12 protein-coding genes are annotated in these 13,453 nt (G+C 69.7%); 6 read left to right on the forward strand and 6 right to left on the reverse strand.

Translation table 11 applies throughout. The annotated features are described in order from the left end of the window. Nucleotides 1–111: 111 nt before the first annotated feature. From PV646_RS41665 to PV646_RS41675, 3 genes are all read right to left on the reverse strand, one after another. On the reverse strand, nt 112–1,047 hold the full coding sequence (locus PV646_RS41665) for an aromatase/cyclase (protein ID WP_382439690.1): 936 nt from the start codon (nt 1,045–1,047) through the stop codon (nt 112–114). 28 nt (nt 1,048–1,075) lie between these two features. Further along, nucleotides 1,076–1,327 carry an acyl carrier protein gene (locus PV646_RS41670; RefSeq protein WP_189159212.1) on the reverse strand — a complete coding sequence of 84 codons (252 nt, stop codon included), beginning with the start codon at nt 1,325–1,327 and terminating at the stop codon, nt 1,076–1,078. 159 nt (nt 1,328–1,486) lie between these two features. Then, nucleotides 1,487–2,296: an AfsR/SARP family transcriptional regulator gene (locus PV646_RS41675; protein WP_500348356.1), complete on the reverse strand. Its 810-nt coding sequence runs from the start codon at nt 2,294–2,296 to the stop codon at nt 1,487–1,489. 210 nt (nt 2,297–2,506) lie between these two features. Here PV646_RS41675 and PV646_RS41680 point away from each other — a divergent pair, with 210 nt between their 5' ends. The 5 genes from PV646_RS41680 to PV646_RS41700 all read left to right on the forward strand — a co-directional run bounded on the left by PV646_RS41680 (nt 2,507) and on the right by PV646_RS41700 (nt 9,906). Next, nucleotides 2,507–2,686, forward strand: a complete 180-nt coding sequence (locus PV646_RS41680) for a hypothetical protein (RefSeq protein ID WP_500348358.1) — start codon at nt 2,507–2,509, stop codon at nt 2,684–2,686. Further along, a complete protein-coding gene (locus tag PV646_RS41685) occupies nt 2,683–4,941 on the forward strand; it encodes a TOMM precursor leader peptide-binding protein (protein WP_500348360.1) in 2,259 nt (752 codons plus the stop codon). The genes PV646_RS41680 and PV646_RS41685 overlap by 4 nt, the downstream gene beginning before the upstream one ends. Before the next feature lie 19 nt (nt 4,942–4,960). Next, a complete protein-coding gene (locus tag PV646_RS41690; RefSeq protein WP_500348362.1) occupies nt 4,961–5,605 on the forward strand; it encodes a hypothetical protein in 645 nt (214 codons plus the stop codon). A gap of 129 nt (nt 5,606–5,734) precedes the next feature. Continuing rightward, nucleotides 5,735–7,975 (forward strand): sensor histidine kinase, encoded by a 2,241-nt coding sequence (locus PV646_RS41695; protein ID WP_500348364.1) that lies wholly within the window; start codon nt 5,735–5,737, stop codon nt 7,973–7,975. Between the two features lie 50 nt (nt 7,976–8,025). Continuing rightward, complete coding sequence (locus PV646_RS41700; RefSeq protein ID WP_500348366.1) at nt 8,026–9,906, forward strand: sensor histidine kinase; 1,881 nt, start codon at nt 8,026–8,028, stop codon at nt 9,904–9,906. Here the strand turns inward: PV646_RS41700 and PV646_RS41705 are convergent. After that, nucleotides 9,890–10,897 (reverse strand): ketoacyl-ACP synthase III family protein, encoded by a 1,008-nt coding sequence (locus PV646_RS41705; RefSeq protein WP_500348368.1) that lies wholly within the window; start codon nt 10,895–10,897, stop codon nt 9,890–9,892. The genes PV646_RS41700 and PV646_RS41705 overlap by 17 nt on opposite strands. Before the next feature lie 5 nt (nt 10,898–10,902). Continuing rightward, nucleotides 10,903–11,490, reverse strand: a complete 588-nt coding sequence (locus tag PV646_RS41710) for a flavodoxin family protein (RefSeq protein ID WP_500348371.1) — start codon at nt 11,488–11,490, stop codon at nt 10,903–10,905. 108 nt (nt 11,491–11,598) lie between these two features. Here PV646_RS41710 and PV646_RS41715 point away from each other — a divergent pair, with 108 nt between their 5' ends. Continuing rightward, the gene (locus tag PV646_RS41715; protein WP_500348373.1) at nt 11,599–12,204 is read left to right on the forward strand and encodes a response regulator transcription factor; all 606 of its coding nucleotides are present in this window, start codon (nt 11,599–11,601) and stop codon (nt 12,202–12,204) included. Between the two features lie 30 nt (nt 12,205–12,234). Here PV646_RS41715 and PV646_RS41720 read toward each other — a convergent pair whose 3' ends face one another. Further along, a complete protein-coding gene (locus PV646_RS41720; RefSeq protein WP_500348374.1) occupies nt 12,235–13,452 on the reverse strand; it encodes an NAD(P)/FAD-dependent oxidoreductase in 1,218 nt (405 codons plus the stop codon). Nucleotide 13,453 lies beyond the last annotated feature (1 nt).

Below are 13,453 nucleotides of genomic sequence, written 5' to 3' on the forward strand. Positions count from 1 at the left end.
CTCGACCGCGGCCTTCTCCAGGTACATGGAGACCACGTAAAGTCCGTTGCGGCTTGCAGCGCGTGCAGCGGCAGTGAGCAAGTCCGCGCCACCCAACCCCATCGCGTCACCTCACCCGTTCTCGGCGAATTCCTTCGCGTGCCGCAACGTCGTGAGGCTGTTCGTGCCCAAGGCGTGGCGGATGAGTTCGCGAGCGCGCTCGATCGTCCCGTCGGCACCCAGCACCTCGGGGATGACCTCGGGCCGGATGACGACGGTGTGGTGCGACGTCGCCTCGATGCCGGCCTCGATGCCGTCGCCGATGTCCTTGAACGTCCACCTGCCGACGTGCGCCGCCATGATCGGAGGCGTGTGCGTCTGCTTGTAGACGATGCCGTCGTACGGGGTGCAGACCCGCACCGAGTGCGTGGTGTGGATCGACCCGTCCGGGCTGCGCGTGTCCATCTCCATGGACTGCACGCCGGTGACGGCTTCCGTGAGGTCCAGCCTTGCCACGTGCGGCAGGCGCTCCGGCCACAGGTCGGACCGGTACAGGAACTCGTAGACGTCCTTGCGGCTCGCGTGGATCGTGATGCTGTCGGAGAACGACAGCACCAGCTTGTCGTAGTCGTCGCCGTACTCGGCCGCGCGCTTCAGTGCGGCCAGTTCGGCGTCGCTGTTGTTGTTGACGGCGTTCAGGATGAGGTCGACCGCCTCGGGCTGCGCCGCGGTGAAGTGGTGGAGCAGATCGACCCGGGTCGCCGAATCGGCGATCGGGACGATCCGCCACTCCCCACCCATCGTCTTCACCGGAGCAGCCGAACGCTCCTGCTCGAACTTGATGTGCAGGTTCGCCGGGTCGAGCTCGCGCCGGGACGTCCACGTGCGCACGTCACCGTTGGCGAACGCGTGCAACCGCAACCGCTCCGTCGAGCCATCCCGTTCGAACACCTCGGCCTGGACCGTGGGTCCGAAGATGTACGGCCAGGTCGTCACGTCCGCGACCAGGTCGTACACCACCTTGGCGGGAGCCCCGATCATGACCGTGTGCGTGGTGGTGTGCGTCATGTCCGTCTCCGTATCCGAGTCGCCGGCGTCAGGCCGCGATCTGTCCGTTGACCTTGTCCAGCAACTGACGCGGCGTCTCGATGTACGCCATCTCGTCGTCGGCGATGGCGACCCCGTACTTGCGCTTGATCAGCGCGACCGTCTCCAGCAGGGCGAGGGAGTCGAAGCCCAGCTCGAGGAACGGGAGGTCGAGGATGTCCTGGCCGGGCTTGAACGAGTCGTCGTCGCCCGCGGCCTCGTTGAGAACCTCTTTGAGGCCCTCGATGGTCAGTGCGCTCACGGCTAGCTTCCTTTCCTCCAGCGGGCGATTCCCGCGCGCCCACGACTGAGGTTGCCACCGCACGCCTGTAAGTCAGTGGAGGGAATCTCGAAGAAACTGTTTGCTGACAAGCAAAAACGGCCCGCGCCACAGTGTGGCGCGGGCCGCTGGAGAATCAGCTCAGGCGAGAAGGCGTTGCAACTGACGGGTTTCGGCGCTGTCGAGGCGTGGGTCGGACGTCAGGATCGCGTGCTGCAACCCCTGCAGCCGCGACGACGGCTCGACACCGAGCTCCTCGATCAGGGTGTTGCGCAGGGCCTTGAACGAGTCGAGCGCCTGCCACTGCCGGCCCGCGCGGAACAGCGAGATCATGTACTGCGCGCACAGGTTCTCGTTCATCGGGTTCTGCACGGTCAGCACGGAGAGCTCCGACAGCAACGCCTTGTGCTTGCCCATCCGCAGCTCGGCGTCGATGCGTGCTTCGAGCACGCCCAGCCGTGCCTCCTCGAGGCGCACGATCTCGATGCCGAGCGGCATGCCGGGCCGCACGTCCACGACCGCGGCGCCGCGCCACATCTCCAGCGCCTGGCGCAGCAGGCGGGACGCCGACGCGAAGTCCTCGACGTCGTAGGCCTGCTGGCCCGCGCGGGAGAGGCGGTCGAACTCGTGCACGTCGACGGCCTCCGGCGGCACGTCGAGCAGGTAGCCGCCGTACCGGGTGACCAGCACCTCCTTCGCCGCACCCTCGCCGGACGTCGCCAGGGCGTCGCCGATGAGCTTGCGCAGCTGCAGGATGTAGGTCTGCAGGGTGGTGCGGGCACTGCGCGGCGGACGATCGCCCCACAGCTCCTCGATCAGGGTGGGAACGGACACGACCTGCCCGGAGTGCAGCGCGAGCAGCGCCAGGATCTGACGTGGCTTGGCCGCGGTAGGCGTCACCGAGCGACCGTTCACCTTGGCCTCGACGGGCCCCAGGACCTTGATCTGCATCGCGACCCCTCCTTCGATTCCGAGCACGGGATTAGTCTGCTCGGCCCAACGAGGCGGCGTTAGTGCACAGGCCATCGATGTCAGGTGAGTTCTGCCCGTGCCGGGTATGAAAACTTCATACGAAGGCGCATTAGCCGGTAACTACCGATCCATTAGCGCAGGTCCGCATCATTACCCACAACAATTCATACGCAAACATCGGAGATGCACATGTACCCCACCGTCACCGTGGAGCACTTGTCTTCCGTCACCACCGTCCACGACGACTCCGACGACATGAAGATCTACCGGTTCGACCGTGAGGCCTCGGCGGACTTCACCGTCGACTTCGCCTGGACCTCGTGCAGGCCCGGCACGTTCTGCTCGACCGACGAGGCCCTCGCGGCATGAGACCCGAACTGGCCGAGCCGGACGAGCGGCGCATCGGGTTCCGGCGCCACCTCCGCCCCCAGATCGTGCGGGGCGAGGCCGTCTACCTGATCGGCGAGTCCGGGGTCACCGCGATCCAGGGCACGCACGTCGAGTCGCTGGCGCCGCTGCTCGACGGCACCCGCGACCTCGCCGCCGTGCTGCGCGACCTGCCCGCGGGCCTCACCGAGGACACGGTCAGCCGCATGCTCACCAGGCTGGCCGCGGCCGGTCTGATCGGGCGGCGCTGCGAGGAGGACGGTTCGGCCACGACCGAGGCCACGCTCGCCTACTGGGACGCGGCAGGCCTCGACCCCGCGGACGCGATGACGGCGACGACGACGTCGCTGATCTCCGTCGTCGCGATCGGCGACCTCGATCGCGACGCGCTCGTGGACGCCCTGCACCGCAACGAACTCACGGTCACCTCGGGGAGTGGTGACCTGACGGTCGTGGCGTGTGCCGACTACCTGGCTCCGGAACTCCGTGACATCGACGCGGCCCACCGCGCGGCCGGCCGGCCTTGGCTGCTGGTCAAGCCGGTGGGCGCGGAGGTGTCCGTCGGCCCCTTCTTCACCCCGGACGACGGCCCGTGCTGGCGTTGCCTCGCGGCCAGGCTGTCCGCGAACCGCAAGGCCGAGGCGCACGTGCTGCGCAGGTGCGGGCAGGAGGGGCCCGCGCCGCGGCCGCTCATCGGACTGCCGTCGCTCTCCGCGATGGCGCTGGAGATCGCGTCGGTCGAGACCGCGAAGTGGCTCGCCGGCATCCGCCAGGACGCGCAGCGGTCCATCTGGAGCTACGACAGCCTGACCATGACGGTCACGCAGCACGAGGTGCGGGTCCGCCCGCAGTGCTCGGGCTGCGGTGACCCCGAAGTTGTCGCGCGCAGGGCGTTCGTGCCGGTCGAACTCACCAGTCGCGTGAAACACTCCTGCGACGGCGGCGGCCACCGGTCGTCGCCGCCGCAGGACGTGCTCGACGGCTACCGGCACCTGATCGGCCCGGTCACCGGGATCGTGAAGGAGATCCGCCGCAACACCGAGGGCCCCGAGTTCTTCAACTCCTTCCGCTCCGGCTCGAACATCGCCGCGGGGGAAGGCATCGAGGGACTGCGTTCGGCGTTGCGCGCGGACACCGGCGGCAAGGGTGTGACCGCACTGGACGCCCAGGTCGGAGCCCTGTGCGAGGCCGTGGAACGGCGCAGCGGCGCGTTCGTCGGCGACGAGGCGCGGGTGCGCGGCAGCTACCGGTCCCTCGCGGACCAGGCGGTCCACCCCGACACCGTGCAGCAGTACCACCCGCGTCAGTTCGCCGGCCGCGAGCTGTGGAACGCGGCGCACTCGAACTTCCAGCACGTCACCACGCCGTTCGACGACGACGAGGTGATGGACTGGACTCCCCTGTGGTCGCTCACCGAGCAGCGGCACCGGCTCCTGCCCACCGGCATGCTGTACTTCGGCGCCCCCTGCCCGCCGAGCGTCACGGCCAACTCCAACGGGTGCGCGGCCGGCAGCAGCATCGAAGACGCTGTCCTGCAAGGACTTCTGGAACTCGTCGAACGCGACGCGGTCGCCATCTGGTGGTACAACCGCACTCCGATGCCGGGCATGGACCTGAACTCGTTCCACGACCCGTGGATCGCCCAGAACCGCGAGGTCCACGCGAGCCTCGGCCGTGAGGTGTGGCTGCTCGACGTGACGGCGGACCTCGGTGTGCCGGTGATGGTCGCGGTGTCGCGGCGCACCGGAGGAGAGCGCGAGGACATCATGCTCGGCTGCGGTGCGCACCTCGACCCGCGGATCGCCGCGCGCCGGGCGCTCACCGAGCTCAACCAGTGCATGCCGATGGTGTGCGGGGCCGCCGACCTGAACGGCCTCGACGTCGACGTCCGCAGCTGGTTCGAGAACACCAGGATCGCCGGCCACCCGTGGCTCGCTCCCGATCCCGCCCAGCCGGCGCGCGACGTCCGGGACCTCGCCTACACGCACCGGGCGGACCTGGCGGACGACGTCCGCGCCATCCAGAGCACTCTCGAAGCCAAGGGGATGGAGGTGCTCGTCCTCGACCAGACCAGGCCGGACATCGGTCTTCCCGTGGTCCGCGTGGTCGTGCCGGGCCTGCGGCACTTCTGGTCGAGGTTCGCTCAAGGGCGCCTCTACGACGTGCCTGTACAACTGGGGAGGCTTTCCCGGCCACACGGCTACGACGAGCTCAACCCCATCCCGTTGTTCATGTGACTACCAGAGCGGAGGCGCTGTGGTGCCCACCCAGTCGCACATCCCGGCCGGCCGGCCGCTGTGGTCGTTGCTGGAGGACACGTTCGTCGACGAGGGGACCGAACACCTCACCGTGTACGGGAGGTGGGGGGCGATCGAGATCGCCGACACCAGCCCGCTCGTCCGCGAGGCGTTGCACCGCATGAGCCTCGGCCCGGTGGCGCTCGAGAACATCTCCGCGCTGCACGAGAACTTCGTGCGCTGGAAGACGGGCTCCGGGCCGTGCCTGATCTGGCGCAAGCTCAAGAACACGCTCGACCAACTGGGTGGTTGCGTCGTGCCGTCGCTGGGCCTCAACGACGGGGCCGGGCCCATCCTGTCCGTCGTCGCGGTCGCCCGTGACGCGGTGTTCGCGTTGCCGCACATCGAGGAGGACGAGGTCGTCACCATGCGGCCGCGCACCGAGATCGAGCGGCTCAACGGCGACCAGGCACTGGCCTGCCCCGGACTCTCCTACCAGGTGATCCTGCACAGCGCGCCGGCGACGGAGATAGCGAAGTCGTTGCTGCACACCGGGACCACGATCGCTCAGGTCGCGGATGCGTTGCAGGTGGAGAAGAACCTGGTCGGCGACGTCGTCGCCTACCTCGCCGGGGCAGGACTCGCCGTCGTCCAGAGGCGTTGAGCCGTCGCCATGTTGCTCCGATCGCGGATCGCAAAACGCGAGATTTCCCAGGAAGCGCCCGTATCATGGCCGCGTCCCGACCCTCGTGTGGGAGCCGCTGCTGTGACGCTACGACAGGAACACTCGTCCGTGTCCCGTCGTTTGGCATACGTCGTCATCAGCGTCGTGTTCGCCAACTACCTCGGCAACGCCTTCTCGTACGTGTTGGCGGCGGGCCCGACGCCCGTGCGCATCGCGACCTCGCTCGCCTGCCTGGTCACGATCGGGTTCCTCCAGCTGAGGGTGTTCAGCCGGCCGGGTGCGAACCTGCACTCGGGCAAGGCGTACCTGGCTCTGGGGGCGATGGCGTGCCTGGTGTACGTCCCGTACCCGTTCTTCCCGAACGCCTGGCACGGCATGCCGGGGTTCCTGGCGGGCAGTGCCTTGCTCGTCCTGCCGGGCCGCGTGCGGTGGCTCGTGTTCTTCGCGGTGGCGCTCAGCAACAGCCTGATCAAGGCCCAGTACGTCGACGACCCCGCCCAGCTGGCCTACTACGCGGTGTCGGCGATGGTCGCCGGAATGGTCGTCTACGGCCTGTCCCGGCTCCCGTCGCTGGTCAAACAGCTGGAGACCGCCCGTTCGGAACTCGCCGACCTCGCTGTCTCACAGGAACGGCTGCGGTTCGCCCGCGACCTGCACGACCTGCTCGGGTTCAGCCTGTCGGCGATCACGCTGAAGGTCGAGCTGGCCATCAGGATGCTCGGCACCCACACCGAACGCGCCACGCGTGAGCTCGTCGAGATCCTCGGCATCGCCCGCGAGGCCCTGACGGACGTTCGTGCGGTGGCGTCGAGCTACCGGGAGCTGTCGCTGGCCGACGAGATCGAGTCGGCGCGGTCGGTGCTGATCGCCGCGGGGGTGCGCACCACGATCGAGGCGAACCACCCCGAGCTCTCGCCCCGCTCCCGCACGGTGCTCGCGACCGTGCTGCGCGAGGGCGTCACGAACCTGCTGCGGCACAGCGACGCGACCCGCTGCACGATCACGATCTCCGGCACGGACCGGCTGGCGTCGATCGACATCGTCAACGACGGCACACCCGCGGAGACCTCCGGCGAGCGCGGCAGCGGCCTGACGAACCTCGCCACCCGCACCACCGCCATCGGTGGCTCGCTGCTCGCCCAGGCGACCTCGGACGGCGGGTACCGGCTGCACGCCGAGGTGCCGGTCGACCCGGAACCGGAGAACCCGGAGAAGCAGGCGAGAACGCCGCGCTTCGCGGGGCCCCTGATCGCGACGCGGTTCGCCCAGGTGCTGCTCACCGCCGTGGTCATCGGGTACGCGGCCATGGCCATGACGCTCGTGACGTACTACCCCGTCGGGGTCCTCGGCATCGAGGTCGCGGCCGTCGGCATCGCCGGCACGGTCGCGCTCGTGCTGGGGGTGGTGACTCGTCCCCACCTGCGGCTGAGCCTGCCGCTGCGGGTCGCCGTGCTCGCCGGGCTGGCGGCGTGCGTCTACGTGCCACCGCTGGTGTTCGGCAACCCCTACCTCGCGGGTGTGCCCGGCTTCCTCGCCGGGGCGTGCGCGTTGCTGCTGCCCCGGCGGCCGGGGTGGATCGCGTTCCTCGCCGTCGTCGGCCTGCAAGGGGTGATCTACAGCCTGCTCGGTGAGAGCAGCGTGGCCGTCATGTACGCCCTGATCGCGACGACCAACCACGGCCTGGTGCTGTACGCGCTGACCCGGCTGCGGTCCATGGTGAACCAGCTGCACGAGGCCCGCGAGGAACTGGCGACGGCGGCGGTCACGCAGGAACGGCTGCGGTTCGCCCGCGACCTGCACGACCTGCTCGGCTACAGCCTGTCCGCCATCACGCTGAAGAGCGAGCTCACGCACCGGCTGGCGTCGATCGACCCCGGCCGGGCCCGCCAGGAGCTCACCGAGGTCCTGGAGATCTCCCGCCAGGCGCTCGCGGACGTGCGGTCGGTCGCGTTGAGCTACCGCGAACTCTCGTTCGACGAGGAGACCCAGTCGGCGCAGGCGCTGCTGTCCGCGGCCGACATCGAGGTCACCGTGAAGATCGACGCGTGCGACCAGCTGCCGACGGAGGTGAAGGTGACGCTCGCGACGGTGCTGCGCGAAGGCGTCACGAACCTCCTGCGGCACAGCAAGGCCGAACACTGCGAGATCGTGCTCTCGAGTTCGCGGCACCTGGTCACGATGGACATCATCAACGACGGGATCCCCACGATCGAGCGGCGATCGCGTGACGGCAGCGGGATCGGCAACCTGACGACCCGGGTCCGCGCGCTCGGCGGCGACCTGCACGCCGGACTGACGCCCGAGCACACCTACCGGCTGCGCGCGGAAATCCCGCTGCCGTTCAACTGAGGTCCTCGAAGAACACGGGAACCACCAGGTAGCGCGCCTATCATGCCGCCGTGGCGCTACGGCAGGAACACTCATCGGTGTCCCGTCGGCTGGCGTACGTCGTGATCACCGTTGTGTTCGCGAACTATCTGTTGAACGCGTTCCTGTACGTCCTGGAGACCGGCGCGACCCCGGCACGGATCACCGGTTCGCTCGCCTGCCTGCTCTCGATCGCGTTCCTCCAGCTGGGGGTGTTCTCCCGGCCGGGCACGAACCTGCGGTCCGGCAGGGCGTACCTGGCACTGGGCGCGATGGCGCTGCTGGTGTTCGCGCCGGTGCCGTTCTTCCCGACCGCGTGGGGCGGCATGCCCGTGTTCCTCGCGGGCAGCTGCCTGCTGGTGCTGCCGGGCCGCGTGCGGTGGTTCGCGTTCGTGGCCGTGGCGCTGGCCAACCCCGCCTCCAAGATCCCCTACGGCGTCCCTTCCGTGGTGATGGCCTACTACGTGGCGTCCTCGCTGACCGCGGGCCTCGCCGTCTACGGCCTGTCCCGGTTGCCCTCGCTCGTGCTGCGGCTCGAGAACGCCCGTTCGGAGGTCGCCGACCTCGCCGTCGCGCGGGAACGGCTGCGGTTCTCGCGCGACCTGCAGGACCTGGTCGGCGTCAGCCTCACCACGATCATGTTGAAGGCCGGACCGGCCCGCCGGGCGATCGGCGAGCGGACCGGCCGGGCGCCGGCGGAGATCACCCGGATCATCGGCATGTCCCGCGAGGCCCTGGCGGACGTGCGGGCGGTGGCGTCGAGCTACCGCGAGCCGTCGCCCGCCGGGAAGGCCGGTCCCGCGCCACGCGAGGGCGCCGCGAACCTGCGGTTCGCGCAGGTGCTGCTCACGGCGGTGGTGATCGGGTACGGCGTGATGGCGACGCTCCTGGCGTCGTACGAGATGACCGGCCTCGTCGAGCCCGCCGTCACCGCGGTGAGCAGTGCGGTGATCGGGGCCCTGGTGCTCGGTGCCGTCAGCCGCCCGCACGTCCGGCCGGCGCTGCGCCACGCGGCCCTCGCCGGGATCGCCCTCTGCGTGTACGTCCCGCAGTTCTTGTTCCAGGACCCGTTCCTGGGCGGTGTCCCCGGCTTCCTCGCGGGTTCCGCGCTGCTGGTCCTGCCGCGGTGGACCGGCTGGTCCGTGTTCGGCGCGGTCGTCGTCAGCCAGGGCGTCCTGCAGGCCGTCTGGGGCTTCCCGGCGACCGACGTGGTGTGGGGCGTGATCGCGGCGGCGAACCACGGGCTCGTGCTGTACGCGCTGACCCGCCTGCGGTCGATGGTGACCGAACTGCAGGAGGCCCGGCAGGAGCTGGCGACGGCGGCGGTCACGCGGGAACGGCTGCGGTTCGCCCGCGATCTCCACGACCTGCTCGGCTACAGCCTCTCGGCCATCACGTTGAAGAGCGAGCTCGCGCACCGACTGACCTCGTCCGAGCCCGCCCGCGCCCGCCGGGAGCTCACCGAGGTCCTGGAGATCTCCCGCCAGGCCCTCGCGGACGTCCGGTCGGTGGCGCTGAGCTACCGCGAGCTCTCGTTCGACGAGGAAGCTCTTTCGGCACAGGCGTTGTTGTCCGCGGCCAACGTCGAGGTGACGGTCCGGATGGACGCGGCCGAGCTGCCCACCGAGGTGAAGGTGGCTCTGGCGACCGTGCTGCGCGAAGGCGTCACGAACCTCCTGCGGCACAGCAAGGCCGAACACTGCGAGATCGTGCTCTCGAGCGCACCGCACCTCGTCACGATGGACATCGTCAACGACGGGATCCCCGCCACCGGACGGAAGTCCCGTGACGGCAGCGGGATCGGCAACCTGACGACCCGGGTGCGTGCCCTCGGCGGCGACCTGCACGCTGGGCTCACGCCCGAGCACACCTACCGGCTGCGCGCGGAAATCCCGCTCACAGCATCTCGATGACCGCGCAGCCCCAGCTGTAGCCCGCGCCGACGCCGAACATCACGATCCGCTGGCCCGAGGTCGCCTTGCCCGTCATCACGAGGTGGTCGAAGCTCGCGAACTGGTCGCCGGCGCCGAGGTGCCCGACCGTGCGGCTCCACGACCACGTGGTGCGTTCGGGCTCGATGTCGTACGGGCGCAGGTAGTTCACGTCCAGCCGGCGGCGGCCGAAGTGCGGCAGGATGATCCAGTCCGCGTCACCGATCTTCATGTCGGCGTCGGACAGCGCCTGCTCGACGGCGAGCGCCTGGCCCGCGTTGGCCTTGTTGATGCCGTAGGAGAGCCCGAACTCGCGGCTGAACGTGTGCTTGGCCTCCTCGAAGTCCACCGGGATCCGGTGCGAGAACGGCGCGAGGCCGAACGGCACGTCGCCGCGGTGCAGCGGTTCGAGATCGCTGTCCGCGTTGATGGCCAACGAAAGCAGCTTGGCGTAACCACCGCGGGTGGACAGCACGAGAGCCGACGCGCCGTCGCCGTAGGGCGTTCCGGGGTCGGTCCTCCAGCGGTCGATCCCGGGCAGGCAGAAGCGATCTGAGGACGTGAGGAGGGCGTCCCTGCCGGGACGCGCGATCAGGTACGACACCGCGAGGTCCATCGCGGCCAGGCCACCGTTGGACATCTGCCGGATCTCCAGCGCCAGACAGGAGTTCCGCACCGTCTCGCGCTGGATGTAGGAACCGACCGGCCACAGGTCCTGGCCCTGGTGGTAGGTGGTGGCGTGCAGGATCAGGTCGACGTCGTCGGGCTCGGATCCCGCCCGCGCCAACGCGACCCTGGCCGCCTCGACCGCCATCTCGGCCGCGGACTCGTGCGGGGACACGGACACGGACTCGACGTCCGTCCGCGCGACGAGCTTCGGCTCGCAGTCCCCCGACGCGATCGCGTCCGCGACGTTCAGCGTCGAGGGCAGGCGCACGCCACTGCCGTTGACGAAGACATCCTTGACTCGCACCGCGGTCAGACCTCCTTCAGCGCGCGTGCCACGCGCACGACGCGTTCCGCCTGGATCTGGGCCGCCTGCAGCGCGATCTCGTCGACCGGCACGTTGTCCGCGCCCAGGACGTGTGAGGTGCCGTAGGGGTTCAGGTTCCCGCCCGGCGGCACGATGATCCCGCCGAAGTGGCAGACCATGTTGTAGATCGACACGAGCGTGGTCTCCATGCCGCCGTGCAGGCTGCCGCCGGAGGTGAACGCGCTGTAGACCTTGTCGGCCAGCAAGCCGCTGAACCAGGCGGGCCCCAGGGTGTCGATGAACTGCTTGAGCTGCGAGGACACGTTGCCGAAGCGGGTGGGCGTGCCGAGGACGACGGCGTCGGCCCACAGCACGTCGTCGACCGACGCGACGGGGACGTCTGCGGTCTCCTCCAGGTGCGCCGCCCAGGCCGGCCGGGACCGCCACACGGTCTCGGGCGCGAGCTCGGCCGCACGGACCAGCCGCACTTCGGCGCCGTGCTTCTGGGCCGTGTCGGAGATCTCCGTGGCGATCCGGTGAATCGTTCCCGTCGAGGAGTAGTACACGACCGTCACGTTGACGCTGCGTTCCATGACGCATCCCTTCGCGAGGCAGCTCGGTTCACCCTTGCCGGGCCGCCTTGATGTGGCGTGGAGCGCGACATGAACGTTGGGAGATATGGTGTCGCGCGGAGGGGCGCGATGATCAGGGTTCTGCTCGCGGAGGACATGCACATGGTGCGCGGTGCTCTCATCGCGCTGCTCAATCTCGAACCGGACATCGAGGTCGTGGCCGAGGTGAGCTCGGGCGACAAGATCGTGCCGGCCGCGCGCCAGCACTCCCCGGACGTCTGTGTGATCGACATCGACCTGCCGATCCTCGACGGGCTCAGTGCCGCGTCGACGATCCGCGAGACGATGCCGCAGGTCAGGACGTTGATGCTGACGTCGCTTGGCCGACCGGGGACGTTGCGCAGGGCGTTGGCGGCCCGCGTGGACGGCTTCCTGCTCAAGGACGCGCCGCCGACGGAGCTCGCCGACGCGATCCGCCGGGTCGCCGCCGGGGAACGCGTCGTGGACAGCCAGCTCGCCCTGGCCGCGTGGGACCGCGGCGAGTGCCCGCTGACCGACCGCGAGCTGGAGGTCCTCCGGCTGGCGGCGAACGGCACCGACGCGCCCGACATCGCTGTCGCGCTGTCGCTCTCGGTCGGCACCGTGCGCAACTACATGACGACGATCATGACCAAGCTCAACGGGCGCAACCGGGTGGACACCATCCGCATCGCCGAGGAAGCCGGCTGGCTGTAGGCCGGCTCCCGGCATCGCGGACGGCATCCGTCAGGCTGCCCTCTGCTGGCTCGCCCGCAGGTCGAAGCCCGGCTGGGCCACGATCTCCGGGGTGAGCCGGTTGCCGCCCTCGAGGATCCTCCTGCCCATCAGGAAGTCGATGGGGCGGTTGTACGCCTCGATTCCAATCAACTTGTCATTCTTGAAGCAGAACACCGAGAACCTGCCCTCGGCCGGGTCGCCGACGGTGACCGTGCGGTCGTGGCCGTTGGTGAGACCGGCGGTCTGCAGCTTCACGTCGTACTGGTCGCTCCAGAACCACGGCAGGGCGGTGTAGGGCTCCGCGCTGCCCAGGATGGCCGCCGCGACCGTGGTGCCCTGGTCGGTGGCGTTCTGCACCGACTCCAGGCGGATCAGGCCGCCGGCGTGCGTGCTGGCGAACCGCGCGCAGTCGCCGACCGCGTAGACGCGCGGGTCGACCGTGCCGAGGTGCGCGTCGACGACGATGCCGTTGTCGACCAACAGGCCGGCGCGCTGGGCGACCTCGGTGTTCGGGACGACGCCGATGCCCGCGACCACGAGGTCGGCGACGAGCACCGTGCCGTCCGCGAGTTCCACCAGGCCCTCCCGGACCGCGGCGACGCCCGTGCCGGTGAGGATCTGGACGCCCTCGCTGCGGTGGCGGTTGACGAGGTGCTGGGCCGTCTCCGCCGACACCGCCCGTTGCATCACCTGCGGCTGGGCCTCGACGACGGTCACCTCGTGGCGCAGTTTCCTGACCACGGCGGCGAACTCGAGGCCGATGAACCCGCCGCCGATGACGACGACGTCGAGCCCGATCTGCCCTTCGAGCCGCTGCCGGATCGCGTCCGCGTCGGCGACCGTGCGCAGGTTCAGCACGTGCTCGGCGCCGGGGATGGGCAACGGCCGCGGCCGCGCTCCCGTCGCGAACACCAGGTGGTCGTAGCTGATCGTGCGGGCACACCCCAGCACCGCGACCCGCGCCTGGCGGTCGACCCCGATCACCCGCTCGTTTCGCACGAGCTTGATGCCGTGGTCGTCGTAGTACGAGTCCTGCCTCAGGACCAGCCCGGCGAGGTCGGTCTCCCCCGCCAGGTAGGCCTTCGTGAGCGGGGGCCGCTGGTACGGCGCGGCCGCCTCGTCACCGATGAGCGTGATGGGGCCGCGGTGTCCCTGTTCGCGCAGGGACACCGCGACCTGGCAGCCCGCCTGCCCGGCCCCGACGACGACTACCGACTCGCCGCGCATG

The organism is Streptomyces sp. ID05-26A, assembly GCF_033794685.1.
In the GTDB taxonomy this organism is placed as follows: domain Bacteria; phylum Actinomycetota; class Actinomycetes; order Mycobacteriales; family Pseudonocardiaceae; genus Lentzea.